Annotated in this window: 13 protein-coding genes and 1 pseudogene; 4 read left to right on the forward strand and 10 right to left on the reverse strand. The window is 36.5% G+C overall.

Annotated features, from left to right (window positions below; genetic code table 11):
• The 7 genes and pseudogenes from HMPREF1117_RS09690 to recJ form a co-directional block, all read right to left on the reverse strand.
• Positions 1-4,597, reverse strand: a 4,597-nt coding sequence (locus HMPREF1117_RS09690) for a YSIRK-type signal peptide-containing protein (RefSeq protein WP_000676872.1), incomplete at its 3' end; no start/stop codon positions are given.
• 320 nt (positions 4,598-4,917) lie between these two features.
• Positions 4,918-5,110: pseudogene (locus HMPREF1117_RS11925) on the reverse strand (IS3 family transposase); the annotation flags it as partial.
• A gap of 182 nt (positions 5,111-5,292) precedes the next feature.
• Positions 5,293-6,525, reverse strand: coding sequence for an aminoacyltransferase (locus tag HMPREF1117_RS09700; RefSeq protein ID WP_000176945.1), 1,233 nt, complete (start codon positions 6,523-6,525; stop codon positions 5,293-5,295).
• An 8-nt stretch (positions 6,526-6,533) separates the two neighbouring features.
• On the reverse strand, positions 6,534-7,757 hold the full coding sequence (locus HMPREF1117_RS09705) for an aminoacyltransferase (protein ID WP_000274933.1): 1,224 nt from the start codon (positions 7,755-7,757) through the stop codon (positions 6,534-6,536).
• Between the two features lie 123 nt (positions 7,758-7,880).
• Entirely contained in the window at positions 7,881-8,660 is a 780-nt protein-coding gene (locus HMPREF1117_RS09710) for an alpha/beta hydrolase (RefSeq protein WP_000290060.1), read from the reverse strand.
• Positions 8,661-8,725: 65 nt separating this feature from the next.
• The gene (locus tag HMPREF1117_RS09715; protein WP_001059980.1) at positions 8,726-10,387 is read right to left on the reverse strand and encodes a ribonuclease J; all 1,662 of its coding nucleotides are present in this window, start codon (positions 10,385-10,387) and stop codon (positions 8,726-8,728) included.
• A gap of 172 nt (positions 10,388-10,559) precedes the next feature.
• The gene (recJ, locus tag HMPREF1117_RS09720; RefSeq protein WP_000632602.1) at positions 10,560-12,782 is read right to left on the reverse strand and encodes a single-stranded-DNA-specific exonuclease RecJ; all 2,223 of its coding nucleotides are present in this window, start codon (positions 12,780-12,782) and stop codon (positions 10,560-10,562) included.
• Positions 12,783-12,958: 176 nt separating this feature from the next.
• Here recJ and HMPREF1117_RS09725 point away from each other — a divergent pair, with 176 nt between their 5' ends.
• From HMPREF1117_RS09725 to HMPREF1117_RS09740, 4 genes are read left to right on the forward strand one after another with little or no spacing between them, the layout of a single operon-like run.
• The gene (locus HMPREF1117_RS09725) at positions 12,959-13,717 is read left to right on the forward strand and encodes an amino acid ABC transporter ATP-binding protein (RefSeq protein ID WP_001229616.1); all 759 of its coding nucleotides are present in this window, start codon (positions 12,959-12,961) and stop codon (positions 13,715-13,717) included.
• A gap of 10 nt (positions 13,718-13,727) precedes the next feature.
• The gene (locus HMPREF1117_RS09730) at positions 13,728-14,522 is read left to right on the forward strand and encodes a transporter substrate-binding domain-containing protein (RefSeq protein WP_000726199.1); all 795 of its coding nucleotides are present in this window, start codon (positions 13,728-13,730) and stop codon (positions 14,520-14,522) included.
• Positions 14,523-14,534: 12 nt separating this feature from the next.
• Complete coding sequence (locus HMPREF1117_RS09735) at positions 14,535-15,212, forward strand: amino acid ABC transporter permease (protein ID WP_000131122.1); 678 nt, start codon at positions 14,535-14,537, stop codon at positions 15,210-15,212.
• Positions 15,213-15,221: 9 nt separating this feature from the next.
• Entirely contained in the window at positions 15,222-15,881 is a 660-nt protein-coding gene (locus tag HMPREF1117_RS09740; RefSeq protein WP_000443844.1) for an amino acid ABC transporter permease, read from the forward strand.
• Positions 15,882-15,990: 109 nt separating this feature from the next.
• Here the strand turns inward: HMPREF1117_RS09740 and HMPREF1117_RS09745 are convergent, their stop codons facing one another.
• The 3 genes from HMPREF1117_RS09745 to HMPREF1117_RS09755 form a co-directional block, all read right to left on the reverse strand.
• Positions 15,991-16,302: a hypothetical protein gene (locus HMPREF1117_RS09745; protein WP_000734647.1), complete on the reverse strand. Its 312-nt coding sequence runs from the start codon at positions 16,300-16,302 to the stop codon at positions 15,991-15,993.
• Between the two features lie 229 nt (positions 16,303-16,531).
• Complete coding sequence (locus tag HMPREF1117_RS09750) at positions 16,532-17,428, reverse strand: hypothetical protein (protein WP_000162898.1); 897 nt, start codon at positions 17,426-17,428, stop codon at positions 16,532-16,534.
• Between the two features lie 681 nt (positions 17,429-18,109).
• A complete protein-coding gene (locus HMPREF1117_RS09755) occupies positions 18,110-24,601 on the reverse strand; it encodes a S8 family peptidase (RefSeq protein WP_000750100.1) in 6,492 nt (2,163 codons plus the stop codon).
• Positions 24,602-24,606 lie beyond the last annotated feature (5 nt).

Raw genomic sequence — 24,606 nt, forward strand, 5'->3', positions numbered from 1 at the left:
CTGTAGCTGGTGTTCCATTCTTATCTTTAGCTTCAACAGTTGCTGGATCTGGTGTGCCTGTGAAGTCTTTATTTGGTTTAAAGGTTACAAAACCTGTTAATGGATCGATTACGTATTTACCAACTTCTTTTCCATCTTTTGTTGCTGGAATTTCTTTGTCATCAACTGGTTGTCCATTTACTACGAATTTAGCTGGTTGCTGTTCGTTGATTGTAATTGGTGCTGTTTCATCACCTTGTGTAAAGACAGGTTTACCTGTTTGTTCTTGACCTTGTTTACCTTCAGATGTAACTGGTGCTCCTGTCGGTGTTACTGGTGTTACTTCTGGAGTATATTTTCCTTTTGAAGTAACTGGAACTTTGTTTCCTTCTGAGTCAGTTGCTGTTACTGATACTTGTACATTAACACCTTTAGCTTTTCCTGTAAATGTTGGAAGTGGTTCAAATGTTACTACACCTGTTGTTGGATCGATTGAGTATGTTCCTTCTCCATCAACTACCACTTTACCTTCAGCATTAGCTCCTTCTAGTGAGTATGCAGCTGTTGTCCAGTCTACATTTGTACCGTCTGGAGTATTAGTTGCTGTATTTAATTCAGAGAAACGATCTTTTCCTGATTTAGATGTTTGAGATTGACCTTGTTTTCCTGTAGTTTCATCTGTTGATGGTTGAACTCCATATACAGTTGGTGTATATGTATTTTCTACTGCTACTGTTACTGGGTTTCCTGATTCATCATTGAATGTTACATTCGCTGAAACTTTCATCGGTGTAGCTGTTCCTACAAATCCTTCTGCAGGAGTGAAGCTTACTTCACCTGTTGTTGGATCTACTGTGTAAGTCCCTTCTGCAGTTGTTACTGAAGAAGCTTTGTTTCCTGTTGCTGGATCTACTAGTTTGTAATCTGATACTGTAGTTCCTTCTTTTCCATCATTGAAATTATCTGCCATTGAGTCAGTTTGTTTTTGACCTTGAGCTCCTGATGATTTCTCTGGATCTGTTACTACGATGTAGTAAGTTGTTTCTGCTACTGCATCTTCTGTTACTTCTCCAGCATCTGTTCCCCCTACTGTTGGAGTTGTTACAACCCCATTTGAATCTACTGCGCTTACTGTTACTTTGTAACGTCCTTTTTGAGATAATACATAAGCGTTAGCTTTAGCTAAGTTTGCTTCTGCAGCTGTTTTAAGAGCTGCACGCGCAGTTTCTACCGCTCTTTCAGCTTCTAAAGCTGCAGTACGCGCTGACTCTACTTCAGTATTTTTTGTCGATAGATTTGCTTTAGCTGTTTCTAATTGTGTTTCTATAGATGCTTTCAACTCTTTAACACGCGCAAGTCTTTTCTCTGCTAAATCTTGAGATGTTGGAGAAATCGAACGCAATTTTAAGTTATCTAATGCTTTTTGAGCATCTTCTACCATTCTTGTTTGACGATCTAATAGTTCTTGAAGACGTGCTAATTCATTTTGTGTATCTTGATATTCTTTTACAGCAGTTGCAGCTGCTTGAGTTTTAGCTGCCGCAGTACGTTGAGCCGTGATATAGGCAGTTTCTTCAGCTTGAGCTCCATCAAAAGTAGTGACTGTTCCGTCTGGTGCAGTTGCTGTTACTTTTGTTTTAATAGTATCAGAATCTGTTGCTGATGATTTGTCATCGATTGTATCTGCGAATGCTACATTTGCTTTAGTTGATTTAATTAAGTCTACTGATGTACCTTTTGCTTCTGAATAACTTGTTGAAGTCCCTGTTGGTTTAGCATTTTGAATTGATGCTACATCTGTAGAAGATGCTTCACGGTATGCTACATACCCTTTAAATCCTGATGCTGTTTCTACTTCCCAACCAGCATTTGATTCTTTAGCTGTTACCGCTGTACCGTCAGAAGATGTCCATTGGTTTGTTACTGAGTCATAACTTACTGTAACTACCATTCCTTGTTCTGAAGATGTGTTATCTTTTTTAATTAAAGTCTCTGTACGTGTAACATTACCTACTGCTGTTACCTCACCATTTTTACGGATTTCAGCAATTTTATCTACTAATGTTGCCGCTGAAGATGTTCTATTCCATGTACGTTCAAATTCATAAACAACGAATTTAACATCACCATTTGCTTGAGCATCTGTATAAACACGACGTTCAATAAGAGTTGATGTACCATTACCATTGTCTGTTAATTCATAAGCTTTTTCTGTAGGTAATGAATATTTACCTGTTGCACTGTTAAACATTGCTTTGTATGTGTTTCCTGCTGCGTCAGTTACCATAGCAAATTCACGTTGAATATTCGCTTTAACCTTATCAGTTGTTGCTTTTGCTACAATATTATCCACACCTACATATTTAGTAGATTCTGGTGTTACAGTTAAGTTAACAGTTGAATCTCCTGTTGTAGATGCAGCTCCTAATACCGCACCTTCTTGTACAGCCGTGTTTGTAGTACCTGCAGCTACTGTCCAGTTTCCATTTTTAACTTCAAGTTTTGTAACTGTTCCATCTGGCATTGTAATTTCCGCTTTATTAGCACCTTTTGAAATTGTCATAGGTACATTTGTTGCATAAGCTTCAACATTCTTAACAGTAATTTTAGGTGCTACTGCGATTGTAATATTTTCATGGGCTTCTTGACCATACATATTCCAATCCTGATTTTTCGCGTTGGTTGTGTTATTATAGTCTTTCGCATAAACAGTTGCTGTATAAATTCCAGCTTCTGATGCTGTTCCAGTAATATCTCCAGTTTTTGGATCGTAATTTAATCCTGGTACAACATCATTTATCGAAGTTTTACTTCCCGTATAATTACCGTTTATGGCTGTATGGGCTGTGACAGTTTGTGGTCCGTTCTCGGTATTTATTTTAGATCCATCAACTGCAGTAAAGGTTGCTCCCTTCGTGGTTCCAGAAGCTGTTTTTGAACCGGCAACAACTTTTGCTCCACCATCTCTGTATACATAATCAGTTCTTTCATCACGACTCATTCCATCGTTATCAACATATTTAATATTATGATTAACTTGATCGCCTATTGTTACTAATTTTGATGACCCTTGAATACGTGGTGCAGAGCTATCTTGCCATCCAATCCATCCAGCTGTTAAGTCTCTGAAAGTAACTTGCTGAGTAGCTCCACCTTTCTCTACAGTTACAATATAGCGCATGTCATATACACCGTTTTGAAGAGTAGATGCTACATATCCTTCTACAGTATCTGTAGTTGCATTATAAGCTAATCCAGGAGGTAAGTTGCTCGCTTCAACTTTTGCAATTGTGTATCCTGCAGCAGTTGCCTCTGGTGATAAACTAAAACGTTTTTTTACATCTGTAAGATATACATAGTGGTCTCCTTGCTGATAAGTATATCCGTAGATTTCTGTAGCTAAGTATTCGTAAGGTCCACCTGCACCCCATACATTATTGTTGTTAGCTTTACCAGTAGCACGAAGTTTCCCTTTCCATAGTTCTGCTTCACGTCCCACTTTTTGAGCTTCTGTTTTTGATAAAGGGATGTCTGTACGCCCACTAACCCCTGCTTGTCCACTATTAGCCGCAGGTACATCAGTGTTCTCAGATTGATATCCATGAACATAAATTTTATAATTAGCGTTACCATCTAGTACTTTGTAAGATTTACCTGTAGAACCAAGAAATTCACCATTTTCTTTTCTTAGTTCTGTAGAAGCAGCTGTGTATCCTTCGTTAGCTGAAAGAGCTACAGCAAATCTTCCATCACGACCAATCCCATTACGTTTCAATTCAACATAAACTGCCTGAATAGACTCATTCAAACGGTTCAACTGAGCATCCACTTGTTCTTTTGTCACGCTCTTATCTGCCAAGAGTTTGTTAGTTTCTGCAAGAACAGCTTGGTTTTTGGCTACTGCAGCTTCGATAGCAGCTTTACCTTCAGTAGCAAGGTCTTTTTTGTCCATTTCTGAATAAGCTAATTGATTGGTAACTTCTGCTTCAGATGAAACTTGGCTCAAAATCTTGGTATCTACTGCAGGAGCTTCTTCTTTCTGTTTAGCTACTTCTTCTTTCTGTTTAGCCACTTCCTCTTTCTTTGCAGTTTCAGCAGCGTTTGACTCTACAAGAACTGGCACAAGAGCCTTGAGAACTTCTGTTTGGCTATCAACTTCCGCTTGTTCAGCTGTTGGATTAGCAAAAACTGATTTTGCAGTTGCTAAAGCTCCCTTTGCAGCAGAAAGAGCGCTGGCATCAGCGTTTTTAGCTACAGCGATACGGCCTTCTAAACTTGAAATCGCTTGATAAAGAAGCGTTTTGTTAGCAGCAACTTTTTCAGCAGTTGTCTTAGGTGCTTCTACTGTTTTTTCTTCTGCTGAATTCTTAACTTCTGCTTCTTTTTGAACTGGAGCTTGGTCCTTCTTATCCTCAACCTTATCAGTTAAGTCAGTTACCTGTTTCACTGTAACAGCAGTATCATCTACCTGCTTGGCTTCATTGGCAGATACCGCTCCATTTCCTAGGAACATCAAACCAGCCGCAATCGCTACTGATGCTGCTCCAAAACTATATTTACGAATACCGTAACGGATGTACTTTTCTGTTCTATAATCTTGTTGTTGTTTGCCTTTCATTGAGACTAACAACCTCCTTTTATATTTTTTCATGTTAATCGAAAAACAATCTTATATTTATTATATTCAATAAATGAAAATCAATATAACAAATATGTTTAAATTCGCCTAAACATGTATACTCATACTATCATAATTAATCCGAATATTCAAGGCATTTGCTTTTAAATATCAAGGAAAATTATGTTTATTTCTTAGATAATTTTATTATAATGTTTCAAATTTTCTGAATAAAAAGTGTTTTACTATCAATAATTGTCGTTATATCCAATTTGTTCGTTTTTATTTTATTAAATGTATTTTAAAATCGTTTTCCCATTATCAATCATTTCTTGTTTTGATTCAGGGGAAATGTAATGATTCTTTCTTTTTTGACGATTTCTATCCCGTAGCAATCAATCAAACTAAACATGTAGCTAACTGTAGAAATACGTATCCCAAATTTTTTGAGATTTTCTTTAAACTATATCCTTGTTTTCTTAGTTCATAGACTTGAACTTTACCTTCATAACTCTATTTCATAACAAAACACCCCAAAAGTTAGATTTTTTCTGTCTAACTTTTGGGGTGCAGTTCATTGGGAGTCTATTTTACATTCTAAAATCGATACTGTATCAAGCTATCAATAATTGAATAATCACTTATATAAGTTAATGTGACTTCATAACTTTAAGCTAGCTACCTAAAAACTAGAATTAACGTCTCAATAATTTTTTTATAAGACGAAGTACTTTAAATTTTAAAGGTCTTGGATAATAACGGAAAGTACCTGCTTTTCGTACAATATAGCCATTAAAATTTTGCTTAAATCGTAAAACGCCATCACTTCCATCAAAAACACCTTCAATACCTAGAAAGTTGTATTTCTGTATGCCACGTTTAATGCTTTCTAACATCACATATTTCTGAAGTAGAGCTGGTGCGTAAAACTTATTAAACTCAGTATAGGATCCACTGAAGAGATAAGTTGTTTCTTGAGGCATGTAGACAAATAAGCTCCCTGCCAATACAACATCTTCATCTCCATATTTTTCAATCAAGTCACTCGCTTCTGCTTTTCGAACTTCAAAAGTTTCAAATTGACTAGAGTATTCTCTTAGTTGATTTTGTTTTTTCTCAGAATTAGGATTTTTGCTCAAATCAAGTCTCAACTTATCCAGTTTTTCTGCTAATTTGCTCTGTTCACTTTCTAACTTACTCAAATATTCTGAAAAATTCAGTGTGGCAATAAGAAATTCAGCTTTATCTCCAAATACGTCATAAAATTTTTCGTAGTATTCTAGACTTTTATCACTATATTCTCTACGTTCAGAAGTTGATCTTGTTATATCTTTAAAAATCGATAGCTCTTCACGTTTTAACTTTTTCAACTGAATGCCAAATGTTTCAGCTTTTTTTACCAGGGGCTTACCTTTTTTACTAAAGCTCTTTAGCAAGGTTTTTTCAGTTAATTCAGTCAAATCCTTATAATATAGCCAATCCGGTTCTCCACCTGGGTAACCGGTTGTTAAACCATGAAATTGATAACCTAGACCAGTCAAAGTAGTAATGAGACCTTTTTCTTCATCACTTGTCGCATTCCCATCACTATCAAAAGTTTGATAAGTTTCATAAGGTTTCACAAGCAACTCTAATACACCATTTTGCTTGGCATATTCTTTTAAGTCCGCATAAAAAATTGGGAGAGCTTCTTGTTGAGTATAAATCGGCCCCGCATTGAGTTCCATGTGCAGACCACCTAGCATAGATAAACTATAAACCATAGCAGCAACTTGAATTTCCTCTTCATTCTTTAGAGAAAGATAAACAACTTTTGCCCCTCTTTTTTCCATCAAATCTCCCATTTGGACAGATTGAACAAAGGAACGATGCGTAACTTTTTCCGAATAATTTTGAAATTCTTCTTTTGTTAATACAGTTAATGTCATTTATTTACTTACTTTCTATGATTTCTTTTTCTTAGTTTGGTACGTAGGTTTAGGGCAAATCTTAATAAAGTATACAAAGGATGAGTCGCTAGGGTAAATTCACCTAAATATTCTTCAATTGTCGGATTAAAGTTTGCTTTAAATCGATAGAGTCCACCATCTAAGTTATTTTCGATTCCTCCTAGATTTTGCCACAAGATTCCACGTTCAAAAGCATAGCGTGCTGTTTCATACCATGTTAAAATTGGCGCATTATAACGCTTAAAATCATCATCCATACCGGCATATAAATTGACAGAAGAATGACCAAATTCAACAACTAATGTTGCAGACAAGGGTGCATTTGTATAACCTTTATCGATGTAATCCTGTAAGAAAGTTAGTTCCTCTTCTATACGTTCCTTCTCTTTCAAATGTTCCTGCACTTTAGAAGGCTTAGTTGAATCTGTAAACCTTTCTAGCTTAGATTTATTTTTTTCTAATTGCAGAGCTAATTCTTGTGAGCGTTTCGAAAGATCTAGTGTCGCAAGTGTAATATAAGAATGATCTTTAAAGCTATCCAATAATTTTCTATAGTAATCTTGATTTCTCAAATGAATATCTTTTCTCTGCTCCGTTTTTTTCATCAAAGCTGAAAAAGAATCCAACAACTCTAATCCACCAACTTGGATTTCAATCCCCTTATTTCGAGCTGTTCGAATAGCCTGCTTAGTGGATTTTGAAAGGACATCCTCTCCAAAATTTTCCTTATAGATCTTTGCTTGAACCCTAGGTTGAATGGTATCTCCCATATCACTGGTAAGTCCTGACCATTTTGCTCCCAATTTTTTTAAACTGTCAATGATAGCCAGATTCTCAGGATATTCAATTTTTTCTTGACCTATCAATGTCTGAGATATGCAAATACTTGAATCAAACATAACAAATACAGCTCGCTTACTGCGTGCGTATGATTTTATAGACTGAAGAACAAATTCAAGTAGTTCTGTATCTTTATAGTCTAGTATAGGCCCCCTAGAAATGTAAAACATTTTATATCCTAGCGGAAGGGATCTTATCAGAATACTAGCAACAGCTACTAATGTTTCTTCCTTATAGATACCTAGCCGTTCATGTTGCCAATCAGATTTAACTTCTTGCCAAGCACTAGTCTGTAATATATTAATTAAAGCGTTTTGTTTGACAAAATTATCATGTTCAGATGCCGGTATGCCAATTTTATAGTGATACATAATCTACTCTCTTTACAATAAAGTCTTATACTATTTTACTACTTTCAATAAAAAAGTCTAGTAAAACAAATTTTCATTCTTAGGCCATCTTTGATAAGCATTTAAAAATTAATGTTTCTGATACTAACTCAATCTCTCCTCCAAGATGAAATCAATTGGTAAGGTTGCTAAAAATCTCTCCAATTGTTTTTCCCAGTAATACCACTCATGAGTTCCTGAGCTATGACTATAGCTTATATCAAATCCTAGTTTTTTTAGATTTTTGACTGCTAGATTATTAGCAGCATATAAGAAATCTTCCTCCCCACACCAAGCCCAAAGTTTGGTCTTTTTATCTGACTTTTTAGAGATACTTTCAAGAGAATAGGAGCTCTTTTCCCAATCTGTTATCTTTCCAAAAATACCTCTCCAATAGGCAGGACTCCCTAGATTTTGACTTTCAGGAGAAAAATCTTGAAAACTGAGAGCACCTGAAAAACTTGCTGCATGAGAAAAATAGTTTGTCGCTAGAGCCAATTTAAAGCATCCATATCCTCCCATAGAAAGACCAGCTATAAAGGTCTTTTCACGTTTACTAGTCATATTGGGAAAGAAACGCTTCATAACCTGGGGCAATTCTTCTGCTAAAGCTGTGTAGTAGTCAAATCCATACTGGGTATCAGTGTACCAACCGTTACTGGTATTAGGCATAATAACGATAAGATTAGTTCCTCTGAGTATGCGTTCGACATTGGTCCTCTTTAACCAACTATTATGATTACCAGACATACCATGTAAAAGATACAAAACGGGGATATCTTTACAATCTGGTTCTTCCACTCGATTGGCATCAGGGTAGAGGACATTCACTCCCCACTCCATATCCAAAACTTGTGAGTAGTACTCAATGTTCATAACTGCCATTTTTATTCTCCCTTTTTTCTATAAGAAAAAGCCGAAACTCGACTTTCTCTCTACTTATTTTACGATTATTTTGCTTCCATCACGACTGGTAATATTGCCGGGCGACGTTTCGTTTGGTCGAAAAGATACTTAGCTAAACTATCACGAACCTTACCTTTTAAATCTGCCCAGTCAAATTCTTCACCTTGAAGATAGTTTTCAACTGTTTGATTAATCAATTCTGAACTTTCACGGAGAATGTCGCGACTCTTCTTGAGGTAAACAAATCCTCGTGTATGAACACGCGCCTTGGCAACGATTTTCTTCTCGCGACGGTTTACAGTGATGGCTACAATGAAGATACCATCCTCTGACAAGACCTTACGATCACGGAGAACGACATTTCCAACATCACCAATAGCATTTCCGTCAATTAAGACATCTCCTGCCGATACTACCCCTGAAGGAACAAAATCTCCATGTTCATAAGCCATGGTTGTTCCCTTCTTAGGAATGAAAATACGCTCTGGTAACATCCCAACTGCCATCGCAGCCTTGGCATGGGCATCCAACTCACGGTATTCCCCTTGGATAGGGAAGAGATACTTGGGTTGCAAGAGATTGATCATCAACTGAAGGTCACGCGCATTTCCGTGTCCTGACACGCGCAAACTTTGAGTGATCAGTTTGACAACACCACCAGCTTGATAAATCATATTTTCCACACGCGCCATAACCGCTTCTTTAGCAATAGATGGTGTGGTAACGATATAAACCAAGTCTCCATCCTTGATTTCGACATAACGGTGGCGACCGATTGACATCTTACGAAGTCCATTAATCGGCTCACCCATTCGACCTGTCTCAAGGATGATCAACTCATGGTCTTCAAAACGAGACATGTCTTTTGGTTTAATCAACAGACTCTCATTAGCTAGAGATAATTTTTTAAGTCGAATCGCAGTACGGACAATATTTTCAATATCAAATCCTGTCAATACCACACGACGGCCTGTCGCATCAGCAGCATCAAACACTTGTTGGATACGAGAGAGATTGCTGGCTACCGCCGCAACGATGATACGACCACCCCAATCTGCAACAGTTTGGGTAATTTCATCCCCAACTTCACTTTCACTCGCTACCTGGATATTGCTATCCGCATTAGCCGAGTCACTGAGAAGAGCTAGGACACCATCACGACCAATCTCAGCCAAACGACCAAAATCAGTGGCATAAGACTCGCTAGCTGTTTGGTCAAATTTAAAATCACCTGTATAGACGACACTTCCCTCAGAAGTTTTAAGGACAATCCCTAAACTTTCTGGAATAGAGTGGGTCGTACGGAAGAATGAAACAATAGTTGCACCAAAATCAATTTCTGTATCTTGATCAATAACATGGAAATCATTAAATTTCTTAACGGCATCATTTCCTTTGACGAAGAGCTTAGCCAACTCGATAGTTAACTCTGAACCGAATACTGGAACCTTAGCTTCAGCCAAAAGATAAGGTAGGGCACCAATAGCATCCGCATGTCCGTGAGTTAAAAATACCCCAGCAATTCGCTCTTTATTTTCAAAAAGGTAGTCCATATTCGGAATGACTACATCAACCCCTAATTGCTCATTTTCAGGATACTTTAAACCTGCATCCAAAACAAAAATGGAGTCCCCGATTTCAGCAATATACATATTTTTCCCATTTTCACGTACACCACCAAGCGTTGTTAATCTAATATTATTCATTTTTCCTCCGAAATCTTACATTCTCTTGATAATAGGGATTTTTACCCTTTTTCTAAAAGTTCTAAAACTTTCAGCCGAATCTCGTCCTTCCATTATACCATTTTTTTGATGATTTTCAAAATCTAGAATTCTTTTCAAAAAAGAGCTGGTTGCCCAACTCTCTTTATAGTGTCTAGTCTTTCTTCATCAAAAAGTCATAAATTTCTTGCACGGTACCTAAGGCCATCATTTCTTGGTCTTTAACGGTTTGTTTGAGATTTTGGTAAATTTGACTTTCTGCAATTTCCCTTTTCGGTGCTTCTTTATTAACCGTCATGACTCCATCATTGATCACTACAAATCCCAATTCTTCAAAGACTTGAATCATTTTGACTAATAAAATTTGTTGAATATTCAAATAAGCTGCCAAATCTTTAAGTTTGTAACGAATATCAAACTCTGGAAACTGGTAAATAGTCTTATAGAGTTTCGCAAACTGCTCTCTAGTCCCATAACCTGTCAGATAGTAGGCTTTGTCAATGTCATTTTTAAAATAAACAGCAGAGAAATTCTGCTCTTGGAATATGTTCTTTAGCAGATTCATATCCTCTGGAATGCTTTTTACGACAACAGCTTCACTGTTCGCCAGATTTGGCATTTCTCCAGCAAAATCCAAGACTGGAATTCCATCTGGCAATACTGCATTTTTCCCACGAATGTTAAAGAGTTGAACCCCTTCCACACGCGCATCCACCATCATCAACTGCAAAGCTGTTTGACCATTCCACTGGTTGACAGACAGTTTTACTGCCAATTCTAGGTTCTTGGTTTGAGAAAATTCCGTTGCCCATCTACCTTGGCCAAAGGCTACCACTTCAAAACTAGCTTCTCCTTTTGAGATTTTTAGTTTGAGATGGGCATTATCTGCCCCCATGGTACGAGCACTTTCGACATGGAAATCTCTGATATAAAAGATTGGTTTTTGATTGTCCATCCCAAAAGGTGCCAAGCGTTCAAAACTTTTGACCATTTCTAAGTTGAGCGTCTCCAAGTCTAGCTCTTCATCTAGATTTAAAGTCTTCTTTCCACTAAGGCCTATCCCTGTTTCTAGGATATAGTTTTCTAAAACCTGAGACAAAGCTTCCAAATTCTCCACTTCCAGGGTCATCCCTGCTGCACCCGCATGGCCTCCAAAAGCAATAAACAGATTTCTGTGAGGATCAAGAGCTTCAAAAATATCCACCGCATCCACACTACGAGCACTACCCTTGGCACGACCGTCCTCTATATTGAGGACGATGACTGTCTGCCCTAGTTCTTCCAACAAGCGCCCAGCCACGATACCCAGAACCCCAGGATTCCAGCCTTCCTTAGCCAATACCTGTACCTTCTTCTCAGGATCCACCATGGTCTTAGCTTCTTCATAGATAGATTGCACAATTTCCTTGCGCTCTTCATTTTTCTGGTGAATCATGAGGGCAATCTCATGCGCTTCCTCATCATCAAATCCAGTCAATAAGTCAATGGCAGGATTGGGATCATCTAGACGGCCCAAGGCATTCAAACGAGGGGCAATCTGGAAACCAACTGTCTCTTCTGTCACCTCGCTAGCAGCAATCCCAGCCATGTCCAACATTTCTTGCAGACCAATGCGCTGGGTATGTCCCAACATCTCCAGACCATACTGAACTAAGATACGGTTTTCATCCGTCAGACTAACCATATCAGCAATGGTCCCGATGGCAACCAAATCAAGCAGTTCCACTTGTACTTCTTCTAAAAGGGCACAAGCTAACTTGAAGGCTACACCGCAACCTGCCAAATGTTTAAAAGGATAGTCAGCATCAGGGTGCTCTGGATGGATAATAGCATAGGCATCGGGCAGAGTTTCAGGCATGGAATGGTGATCTGTGACAATGACATCTACTCCCATTGACTGAGCGACTTCAATAGCCTCATGACCTGCAACTCCATTATCCACCGTTACAATCAAGGAAATTCCTTCTTGTTCGATAAAATATTTATAGACGCTTGCATTGGGTCCATAGCCGTCGGTAAAACGATTCGGAAGATACACACGGCACTCCGCACCAAGCTGTTCCAAACTTTCTTTGATAATAGAAGCCGAAGTCATACCATCCGCATCGTAGTCACCATAAATGAGAATAAATTCTCCATCCTCAATGGCCTGACGAATGCGTGCCACGGCCCTATCCATATCATGGAGTAGATAAGGGTCATGTAGCTCCTCCAAGGAAGGTTCTAAAAACTTCTGCAGACTTTCTTGGTCCTGAATCCCTCTCTCAAACAATAATCGAGCCACCTCAGGACCCAGTCCAGCTTTCTTGGCTATCTTTGTAAAATCCGCATCTTCAACTTGCGGGGCAAATTGCCATTCATAAGTAGGTGTTATCAAAAAGACATCCACTCTTTCTAAGAATTCTATTGCTTCATTATAACATGATTTAGCCTTTTTCTCTATCCTGATTGCTTTCTACAAAAATTTTACTAACTTTTTTCTGATATGATTTGACAAGACAAATCTTTTGGTGTAGAATCATGTTATAAAATCTAACACAAAGGAGATTCCTTATGGCTTTAGTAGAATTTCAACACGTCGAAAAATATTACGGAGACTACCACGCACTCCGTGACATCAATCTCCAATTTGAGAAAGGCCAAGTTGTTGTCCTTCTAGGTCCCTCTGGCTCTGGAAAGTCTACTCTTATTCGTACTATCAATGGTTTGGAGGCTGTTGACAAGGGAAGTCTTCTAGTAAATGGTCACCAAGTTGCTGGTGCCAGCCAGAAAGATCTGGTGCCTCTTCGTAAGGAAGTCGGCATGGTTTTCCAGCATTTCAACCTCTACCCCCACAAAACAGTGTTAGAAAACGTAACACTCGCACCCATAAAAGTTCTAGGAATTGATAAAAAAGAAGCTGAAAAAACAGCCCAAAAATACCTGAAATTCGTAAATATGTGGGACAAGAAAGATTCCTATCCTGCCATGCTATCTGGTGGACAAAAACAACGGATTGCCATCGCACGTGGCCTCGCTATGCATCCTGAACTCCTCCTCTTTGATGAACCAACATCTGCCCTTGACCCTGAGACTATCGGTGATGTTCTAGCAGTCATGCAAAAATTAGCCCGTGATGGTATGAATATGATTGTCGTTACTCATGAAATGGGCTTTGCCCGTGAAGTTGCTGACCGCATCATCTTTATGGCTGACGGAGAAGTTTTGGTGGACACAACAGATGTCGATGCCTTTTTCGACAATCCAAGTGAACCTCGCGCTCAACAATTCCTCAGCAAGATTATCAACCACGAAAGTGACAAAGTAAAATAAGGAGGTCTCTATGAAAAAGAAATTCTTTTTATCAGCATTAGTGATTAGCCTTTTCGGCCTTGCTACTGTAAAACCAGTCCAAGCTGATACCAGTGTCGCAGATATTCAAAAAAGAGGCGAGCTAGTTGTTGGTGTCAAACAAGATGTACCAAACTTTGGCTACAAAGACCCTAAGACAGGAATCTACTCAGGTATCGAAACCGATCTAGCCAAAATGGTAGCAGATGAACTCAAAGTAAAAATTCGTTATGTGCCTGTTACCGCTCAAACTCGTGGCCCTCTTTTGGACAATGAGCAAGTCGATATGGACATCGCGACCTTTACCATTACAGAGGAACGTAAGAAACTTTACAACTTTACCAGCCCCTACTATACGGACGCTTCAGGATTTTTGGTCAATAAATCTGCCAAAATCAAAAATATCGAAGACTTAAATGGTAAGACAATCGGAGTTGCCCAAGGTTCCATTACCCAACGCCTAATTACAGAACTTGGTAAAAAGAAAGGGCTAACATTCAAGTTTGTAGAACTCGGTTCCTATCCAGAATTGATTACTTCTCTACACGCTCATCGTATTGATGCTTTTTCGGTTGACCGCTCTATCCTATCTGGCTATATTAGCAAGCGGACAGAACTACTTGATGATAGCTTCAAACCATCGGACTACGGTATCGTTACTAAGAAATCAAATACTGAACTTAACAACTACTTAGATACATTGGTTACAAAATGGAGCAAGGATGGCAGTTTGAAGAAACTCTATGACCAATACAAACTCAAACCATCTAGCCACACTGCAGAGTAAGGAGGATACCTCATGACAGATTTATCATCTTGGACTGCTTATTTTCAAGATTTTGGACAATTTTTTAATGGTTTTCTCTTTACCCTTGCCTTAGCTATTGGATCCTTTATCTTAGCTATGCTCTTAGGTATCTTTTTTGGAGCCATGTCAACAAGCAAACGAACTAGCTTACGAATCCTAGCTCGAATCTTTGTTGAATTTTACCAAAATACTCCACTCTTAGTGCAGTTTGTAATTGTTTTTTATGGTTTACCTCTGATCACCAATTATGTCATCATGCTTCCTATTTATTGGACTGCAGTTCTCTGTGTAGGACTCTATCATGGAGCCTATATCGCTGAGGTTATTCGTTCAGGGATTCAAGCTATTCCTAGAGGTCAGATGGAAGCAGCCTTGTCGCAAGGCTTTACCTATATCAGTGCTATGCGCTTGATTATCTTGCCTCAGGCCTTTCGTATCATTCTTCCACCATTGACAAATCAAATCGTAAACCTTATCAAGAATACCTCTACAGTGGCTATTATCTCTGGAGTGGACTTGATGTTTGTGACCAAGTCTTGGTCAGCCCTAAACGGCAACTACATTCCTGCCTTTTTGGGAGCTGCCCTCTTCTACTTCTCTCTTTGCTTCCCAGTTGCCCAATTTGGTCGCAAGATGGAACAAGCCAACAAAAAAGCTTATTCATTATAGGAGGTTACTATGGAATCAATTTTAGAAGTTCTAACCCCAGATAATATCATCTTCATTTTTAAAGGATTCGGCTTAACCCTCTATATTTCCTTAATTGCTATCATCCTCTCAACTCTTATTGGAACTGTGCTTGCAGTCATGCGAAATGGAAAAAATCCTTTCCTGCGTATCATTGCAAGTATCTATATAGAGTTTGTACGAAACGTTCCTAATCTCCTCTGGATCTTTACAATCTTTTTAGTATTTAAGATGAAATCAACACCAGCAGGGATTACTGCCTTTACCATCTTTACTTCAGCAGCCTTAGCTGAGATCATTCGAGGTGGTCTCAATGCAGTAGACAAGGGACAGTACGAAGCAGGGATGTCGCAAGGTTTTACTTCACTACAAATCCTTTACCACATTATCTTGCCTCAGGCAATCCGTAAGATGTTGCCAGCTATCATTTCTCAGTTCGTAACTGTTATAAAAGATACTAGCCTTCTCTATTCAGTTATCGCCCTTCAAGAACTCTTTGGTGCTAGCCAAATCCTCATGGGCCGCTATTTCGAACCAGAGCAAGTCTTTAGTCTCTATATCCTAATAGCCCTCATCTACTTCATCTTTAACCTAGCTATTTCGAACCTATCACGCATGCTTGCTAGACGCTGGCAACAAGCCGCAGAATAAATCTTTAAAGACAATATACAAAAATAATAAAAGCAAACGAGCTGAGATCCTGATACTGGGAAATCATCTTGTTTGCTTTTTGTATTGTACATAAATCGTTTATGAAAACTTAATCTTTTTTATCGTGATCTGGAAAAAGGTAACCTATCCCCACGCAGGCTAAAATCCCTGCTCCAATAATCAAGCCACTTGAAATTGGTAGTAAATCAAAAATGGCATTTGCAATGATGAAGGCAATAATCAAACACATGAGGCTAGCCTTGTAATCCTTTTTCCAAAGATTCTCTAGAGTGAAAAAGATGAACAATCCAACCGGAATCAGTGACCATAGGTTGACATCCAAACTAGGCCAGCCTACAGAACCAAAACACAATACTGTCGCTGCTGCTAGTAAAAATACAATCCCCAATAACTTTTTCATTTGTTTATCTCCATCTTCATTTTTTCTGGACCTCGTCAACTATTTTAAAATACGAATACCCCTTACATTGACTATTATAGCAGGTCATTTTTTTAAAACAAGCCCATCTGTCTATCTGGTAACTATTCTTATCTATGTGGTCGTTGTTACAAATAAAAAAGAAGTCCAAAGGACTTCTAGATTTTACCGATTAAAAAATATTTTTGACCGAATATAATCTGAAACTAGATTATTCACTCGTATTTTTCTGTTCCTTGGTTTCTAATTTTGTTTTGATCGTTTCTCGTTCAGCTTTTAGATTTTCTAGATTCTTTTCCTCAGCCTCTAGTTTACTAGTGTCTGGTTTAACACGATAATAAACATCTTCTGGATGCATCAACATAGCATTATATCCTTGACCACCTAGAAGCCTTTCTTCAGAATGATTAGATTTATCTGTAAACTTCCCATCATCACTAGGTTGCAAAACAACCCCACTAGGTACAGCAAGTACAACAAAACCACCCACAAGAGAATCTTTGACCCCAGCACCAATGATAACAGTTTCTGGGTTTTCATTTAATTTTCTTGCTCCAGACAATTGGACAATAGACTCTTGTTTCTCTCCATTTGATAACCAAGTTGACCTTACTTCACCAGAATTATTAATAATGTATTGATTTCCGGATGGAGTAAGCCAAGTTCCTTCTAAACTGGATAAATCATTATTTCTAAGGGCTTCAAAATCCAGTTTCGGAACAGCAGTTTCTTTTTTTAGTTTACCAACAAGTGCTTCTGACTCAGCGATTTTGCTATCTAAACTAGCTAACTGATCCTTGAGTTTCCTGATCTCTACTTGCTTATCTTTATCAGTCTCATCTGTTTTTCCTTGGCTTGTAGATGTTTGACTTGTTGACTCTTTAGTTGAAGTTACAGACGATGCTGGACTTGACTCTTTCTTTGCCTTATTAGATGAAAATAAGAAGATACATGCTAGGATTGCAACAACCAAAAGACTAATAGCAATACCAATATACACTTTTATTTTAAAGACCTTGCTCCTAATTGTAGCTGGATAAGATCCTTTCACTACCTTCGAGACAGTTGATTTAGAATCATGTTTCTCTTCAAAATTTTTCTTAGTCATAGTATTCCTCCCGTTTTCACTATATTTCACCTATATCTTAGACAAATTCGCAAGGTTTTGTCAGTATCCATGAATGAATAAATTTTCAAAAGAAAACCAATCAACTAATCCTAAAATATTGGCATCAATAGAATCATCCATTAAACCCTATATCGAGTTTATTAACATAAATTATACCATAATTTTTAAGAATTTTATATATTTTTATAGCCTAACTATAATAATTAAGGGAAGCTATTCTTTCGTATTATTCACTTATCTTTATAAAAATTATAATAGACGTATTTACTTATCATATTGCATATAGACTATACTTGAAATAAATAACCTCAAAGTGATTAAATCAAGATATTATCTCACGCTTGTTAGGATTCAATTCGAGAAAAATTATCCTGTACTTAATCAAATCAATCTCGAGTTTTTACGATCATTTTAAAAACACAATTTTTAATATATAGTTCGATACCGTATTTTATGAAATTGGTAAAATTCAAAAAATCTTCCTATCTGTAATAAGAAGATTTTTTGTTATCTAAATGAAGTCCATTAATACATTCTAAAAGAGTATAATTATCAATGTAAACTTATGAATTAAGTATTAAATAGTAATTGTCAGCAAACTGTTTAACCATCACAGTATCTAATATCAGTACAAAAACCATTTTATCTACAGGATTTGTCTTAATCTTGTTTTTTCTTCAATCCAAGAAATGCTCCCAATGTAAATAATAATCCACCAACTGACATTGAAAAGACTTCTCTAACTGTTCCGGTTTTTGGCAACCTATCAGAATGGTTAGTATCCGACTTACTATCAATATTGGTATGTTTATTAGCTATGTTCTCTTGTTCATTAATATAAACTTCCTTCTTATTTGCAAAGTTTTTATCAAGAATTGTAGCTGTTATACCCTTAGTTGAATCAGATTTTTGAGAATGATTTGCTCTTTGTAAGTCCTCTTTTCTATGACATTGATTTAATTGACTAGGATTTACCTGTGGGTTATCTTTCTTTTTGGATACATCAAAAGTAGGTTTATTTTCCTCTTCCTTTTTCTCCTCTATTTTCTTGAATACAGGTTTTATAAGGGTATCTTTTGATAGATTAAGAACATAGCCAGCATCTTTTTTCCCTTTGACACCAGAAATTTCCCAACCATCAAATTGATAGCCTTCTTCTAATTCACCCTTATAGACAGGTAAAATGAAATCTTCTTCCGACACTATCGTTGAACTCATTTCTTTTCCATTTTGAATGGTTACAGTTACCATATGAGGTTTTAACTCACTTACCTCTCCCGTATCTTTGTTTAAAATGAATTCTTTTACGGTCGTATTTCTTGCAAAATCTTTTACAACAATCTTAATGTTTAGTGTCTTATCTGTTAGTTGTTTAATATCGTCAAATGATTTGTATTCTTTTCCATTTACATAAATATGTTTGTCTTGAATCTCACCATCAAATCCATTATTTCTTTTATCATTGATGTTAAAAACTACAGATTTTCCGTTAGCATATTCGATACTAGTATTTCCTTTTGGATCAATGTTTACTTCTGGTTTAACATTATCATATAAAAATTGATAGTGGACTCCAACCGCTTTCGCATTCAAATCGCTATAGCCAGTTTGAAGATAAACATTTCCATCCATATCTGTTACCTTATCTGGGAATCCGTTTGCTTTATAGTCTTTCATCCCCCAGTCCATGATGTCACCGTCTTTAACATTTAGCTTAATGTTAAAATCTCTAGTGTTATCAATGTGTAAATCACCATAGATTAAATAATTATCTACAACTGATTCATTAACTCTCAACTCCCAGTTAAAACCACCCTTATCAGAAATCTTACCTCTTAAATAGAATTCTGGATTTCGTACATAAATTTTATTAGATTTAGATGGATTAAAGTAGTTCTTGTCCATTGAAAGATTTACTGGTTTTGCATCAATAAATAACGTAGAGCCATCTTCTTTTATAGCTTCTACATTGGACTTATCCTCTCCTGTGTACTCTTTACCATCCTTACCAAATAATACAAGTTTAGAAGAATCTGTCACAAGATTTCCATCTTTATCGATTGCTTCCCCTTTATCATTCATTTTAAAGGTAAACACTTGATACCTTACAATGTTAAAGCCGTCCAAAGCCGACATTAATACGGATTGAGTACTTCTTCCATCTTCAACATTTCTACTATCAGCATAAATTATTTTTTCTGATAAGACTCTTAGATTAGGATTGGCCTTTTGTATTTTTGCTATATCTTCCTGGCTATAAACTCCATTTCCTTCTAACATATCCGTTTTTCCAGGATTATAGGTAGTCACTTTTAGTGCATAGCCTTTTCTTAAAATGATGTTATCCTTTAATAGATATTGTTGTTTTTCTGAATCAGAATAGATTTTACCAGATTCCATGTCCGTTAAATTGTTTGGTTTGTTTTTTGAAAGATCTCCTTCTCCTAATTCTATGACATTCCCATAACTTGATGCATAGGGATATTCTGTTTTAGTTTCCTTATTTTTTTCAGGCATTCTAATCTTCGTTTCAGCTTTTATCTGATCATCATCTTTAACAAAGAATCTCATATCTCCTGCAAAAGCTAATCCATCCACAATATCATTAATATTAGCGTATAAATCAAATGTCATCGTTTTTGAATGTGAATCATACTTGGTCGTTTTGATTTCTATAGATTTATAGTTATTGCCATAATATACCTTGGCATTTTTAGAAACATTACTTATCTTTCCAAGAATTTCAAAGTGTCCATCTTTAGACGGACTTAGAACACCATAAATTTTTGATTTGATTTCGTCAAGTTTTTCAGTTTCATATTGTAAGGCACTACCATCGTCATAAGCAATGATATTTCCCTTATCATCGTATTTATAATCGTATTCCTCTATTCTCTTACCAGTTTCACTTGTAAAGTCATCAACTTCTCTAAATTTCTTTTTAATGAGTTTCTTTAAGTCTTTGCTTTCAATGTCTCTAATTGTTGAAATAGTTTTATTGATAGTAAAGCTAGATTTTTCTTCGATAGACTCTTCATTTCCTTGATGATTTTCTACCTCAGATGTATCTTTTTTAAGATTATCCTCTTTTCTATTTTCTAAATTTTTAAATTTAGATTCGGCAATCTCGCCAAGCTTTTGGTATTTAGATGAATCTTGATCAGGATCTACTAGATAATAGGAAATCATCCCCTTTTCATCAGCACGATCAGCAAATTTAATTCTATGAATCTTTGTAAAATTACTAGAGCCATCTAGTGCAATGACTTCAATGATTTTTCCTCTTAAATCTCCTGCATCTTTAATTTCATAAATGGTATTTCCGTCTTTGTCAAGTTTTCTATTTCTTCCTTGACCCTCACCTGCATAAGTTACTTCAAGATTTTTCTCAACCTCTCCATCTTCATTAACAAGAGCGGCTCCTGCATACCAAACTTCGTTGGCAATCTCGTCAAATTTTTCAGGATGTTCTTTCTGATCTCTTGCAAATAAAGTTTCATTCTTGTATTGCTCTTTGACCTTGTGATAAGTATCCTTTGTAATCAGCTTAATTTTTTCAGGATTTGAAAAATCAATCGAAACAATCTTTGGAGGTGTGTTATCAATTTTTACAGGAATATAGGAAACCTGCCATGGGTAATCCTTGGTTAATCTATATTTAAATTTATAGAAATATTGACCTTCTGCAATTGGTTCAAATTGACCTCTTATCTTAGTAGCAGGATCTTTGGTATCCTTGCTTTCTGGTGCATTTTCTTCTTTCCCTCTAGGGTTATAGATGAGACCATCCCACTTCAAGTCACCCCAAACTTTTAGTTTAGAAGATTTGATTCCCTTTGCATCATTTCTCTTAGAGTTTAAAATTCCTTTAATAAAGTGTTCTCTCGAAATGACTTTTAAGTCGATTTGATTTTCTCCCTCTTTATTTGTATTTACTATTGAAATCAATCCTTCTTCTGCACTTCTTAATACAAGTGGAGAAGGTGTTAATCCTCTCTCAAGCTGCGCATCTTGAGGATTTCCATTTGAATCTAAAGGATAAATTTTAGCAATCTTAGAACCACTTGATGATGGTGCGTAGATCCCTTCGTTATTGAAAGCAAATAATTCTGGATTTTGATCTAGGGATGTTGTATTTTTATCTTTTCTATTTTGTATAACTCCTGCTGGATTAAATTTATCTATACCATGTTCTCCACCAATCCCCTTATTTAAGGTTCCTGGAATTTTTGGTTTACCATCATCATCATAACCTTCCATTGTTTTTGATTTTGATCCTTCTTCCCAGGCCCATTTATCAAGAATTGGTTCGTGGTTCCAATTCCCAGCAAATCCCATTAGAGGCATCGATAAAGAAGGTTGGAAGTTTATTTTCTTTCCGTTGGAGTTTAGAGCTTCCATTTCTTCCACTGACTCAAAATGAATAAATGATTCTACAAATTTATTTTTGTTTTTAGCCTCTCCAACATTTATAACCGCATTTAAATCAAAGCTAGAATTTGGGCCTATAGTGAAAGTGTCATGCTCAAATGTAATATTTGCTCCTTTGATTTTTTCTGGGTGGATTTCTGGAACAATTTGCTTCCCATCTGGAGATTTTTCATCTTTGTATGTTTCATCCAGTTTGAGTCTGTCAGTTAGAGCATCTGTAGTTATAGCAGATGCTGAAACTTTAAAGGTCAAAGGTCTGTTTGATGTATTGTGAAGCTTAATTGTAAAATATTTTTTATCTCCTTTTATTTCTTTAAGAGAAATAGAACCATAAGAATTTACCAAACCTTTAGAATCCGTGTTTTTGAAAGTCGCTACGACTTCATTTCTCAAAGCATTGGCAACATTAATTAGCCCTGCCCCCTGTTGTCTAGGTGATGCAAAGTATTGACTTTTTTCTTTCCAAGAAGTCGCATCCATCATAGGACGTGCAGTATTTTGTAGGGCTATTTTTGTAAGACTTGTAAGATCTATTTTGTCATCTCCCTTAAGATTTTTCAATACAGGTCTTTCAAGCATTTCCTTTAACTTTGGTCTAATCAAAACAGTAGAAGCTGCTACGATTGGAGTCGCCATACTAGTCCCTGACATATAACCATAAGTTGATTTACCATTAATGACATTGAGAGTGGATTTAATATTTTTACCGGGTGCTGAGACATCCGGTTTTAAAAGTAAATCTGTTCTCGGTCCCCAAGATGTGGACCCTGCTGGAACTATGATATCTTCTTTATAAAGTTCTTTGTCGGTGTCAAGTGCAAACTTAAAGTCAATTTCTTTTTCATCACCTACATTCGGTTTATTAGAATTATAGCTTGCCATATCAATTGGATAGTATTGCTCCAATTTATCTTTAAAATCTTCTTTATTATTTCTTTTGACTTTAGTTTTTTTATCAGGGTTAATCATGTTCCATAGCTTTACACCATCATCTCCTGAAATTGAGAAAACTTGACTAGTAGTTCCTTCATCCTCCTCGTATCCCATAGCTGGGAGCTCTGTCCAATTATCTCTATTGTAGTAATTTACAGTATTTACAACCATAATGGCGCGTGCGCCCTTATCCGTTGCACGTTTAAAAGCATTTTTTAAATCCTTTGTATAAATTCTATCCATTACTGCAATTTTGCCCTTAAGATCCAAACCTATCAAATCTTGGTCTTGACCTTTTCCTATATATACAAATTTCAATTTACTAGGAGCTTTTGAACCATCTTCGTTTGTTATGATTTTATTCTTATCGAAAAAGGCCCCTATATTTCTGTATTTAAAACTTTCTCCACCTATGTTAACTTTATCAAACTCAACTATTTGATTTTTAGCAGAAGCAACTGCTATCGCATCTTCATGTGCTGCAGTTCGTGTTACATTTCCAGTATCGGTCATTTTCAAATTATTATTTGCCACTAAATCCCATGAAGAACTTGAAGCAGAAGTCGCATAGTTACCCGTAGCTACCACCATTGGAATGCCTGCTTTTCTTAACGCTCTAATAGCTTGCCAATATTTCTCACCTACAAGACCTGTTCCTGTAAAGCCAGATGATACTGAAACAACATCGACATTGTGTTTGATCGAGTCTTCAATAGCATGAAACATTGTTTCGTCTCCTGCGAAGCCAGATCCTGCGTCAGAGTACATTTTATAAGAGAAAATTTGTGCATTAGGCGCAATTCCATCTATTCCGTTAAAGTTTTTGATATCTTTTTCAGTATCATTTCCCGCAAGAATCCCAGCAATATGCATCCCATGTGGATCAAAATAATCGCTTCCATCATCAGCTTTTTCTACAGTAATTTTACCACCATTATAATAATTGAAAGCATGAGGAATTTTATCACTCAACCAGAAATTTTTATCAGTACCTTTTAAGTCTTCTTTTTTAAATCTCATTGAGTCTTTAGCATCATCATCGATTCTCATAGCCTTATGCCTATAATCTGTCCCCGTATCGATATTTGAAATAACCATACCTCTGCCATCAAAGTTTTTCCCAAATGGTGCATTGATAGATTTTAGGTAATCAATAGCTTCCTCAACTCCAATTTCCTTTCTAGCATGATTCATCATAGGTTGGACTTTTTGTGACCTTTCAACCGATGAAATACCTTCTATTAGTTTAATTTTGTCCAGAGTATCTTTGGTTGTTTCAATAGCGCTACCGTTAAAAATTCTATCATAAGTATATAAAACTTTTGTATTCTTAAGATTGGATAGTTGCTTGATTGCTTTTTCGCCAGATTCTTTATCTTTAAATTCAGCAATATAGACAAGTCTATCTTCTTTTTTGGGACTTTCCGTGTCTTTACTTGCAGCCGAGTCTGCATTATCTCCTTTGTATTGATTGGAATCTTCTTTTTTGATTGTTACGTTTTCATTGTTAGTTTTATTATCTATCACAGATTCTTTACTAACAACTTCTTTTTCCTCAATAACTGTTGTTTTCTTCTCTTCAATATCCTTTGAAGTTTCTATAGCATTATGAATATCTTCATGTTTTTCTTTGTTTTCGTTTTGTTTACCTACTACTACTTTTTCTTTATCAGAGATGTTTAAAGCATCTTCAGAGCTAGATGTGTCTGCTAAAACTACCTCATTAGGGACATATGCTGCTAAAATAACTGCAGCTGTGGTTAGTGACAATACTGTACTTTTTTTCATTTTAA

This window comes from Streptococcus sp. SK643, assembly GCF_000259505.1.
Taxonomy (GTDB): domain Bacteria; phylum Bacillota; class Bacilli; order Lactobacillales; family Streptococcaceae; genus Streptococcus.

What these genes read in the sequence shown, in the direction of transcription:
- HMPREF1117_RS09700 (WP_000176945.1), bottom strand. Translation starts at nt 6,525, where the DNA reads ATGACATTAACTGTATTAACAAAAGAAGAATTTCAAAATTATTCGGAA.
- HMPREF1117_RS09705 (WP_000274933.1), bottom strand. Translation starts at nt 7,757, where the DNA reads ATGTATCACTATAAAATTGGCATACCGGCATCTGAACATGATAATTTT.
- HMPREF1117_RS09710 (WP_000290060.1), bottom strand. Translation starts at nt 8,660, where the DNA reads ATGGCAGTTATGAACATTGAGTACTACTCACAAGTTTTGGATATGGAG.
- HMPREF1117_RS09715 (WP_001059980.1), bottom strand. Translation starts at nt 10,387, where the DNA reads ATGAATAATATTAGATTAACAACGCTTGGTGGTGTACGTGAAAATGGG.
- HMPREF1117_RS09725 (WP_001229616.1), top strand. Translation starts at nt 12,959, where the DNA reads ATGGCTTTAGTAGAATTTCAACACGTCGAAAAATATTACGGAGACTAC.
- HMPREF1117_RS09730 (WP_000726199.1), top strand. Translation starts at nt 13,728, where the DNA reads ATGAAAAAGAAATTCTTTTTATCAGCATTAGTGATTAGCCTTTTCGGC.
- HMPREF1117_RS09735 (WP_000131122.1), top strand. Translation starts at nt 14,535, where the DNA reads ATGACAGATTTATCATCTTGGACTGCTTATTTTCAAGATTTTGGACAA.
- HMPREF1117_RS09740 (WP_000443844.1), top strand. Translation starts at nt 15,222, where the DNA reads ATGGAATCAATTTTAGAAGTTCTAACCCCAGATAATATCATCTTCATT.
- HMPREF1117_RS09745 (WP_000734647.1), bottom strand. Translation starts at nt 16,302, where the DNA reads ATGAAAAAGTTATTGGGGATTGTATTTTTACTAGCAGCAGCGACAGTA.
- HMPREF1117_RS09750 (WP_000162898.1), bottom strand. Translation starts at nt 17,428, where the DNA reads ATGACTAAGAAAAATTTTGAAGAGAAACATGATTCTAAATCAACTGTC.
- HMPREF1117_RS09755 (WP_000750100.1), bottom strand. Translation starts at nt 24,601, where the DNA reads ATGAAAAAAAGTACAGTATTGTCACTAACCACAGCTGCAGTTATTTTA.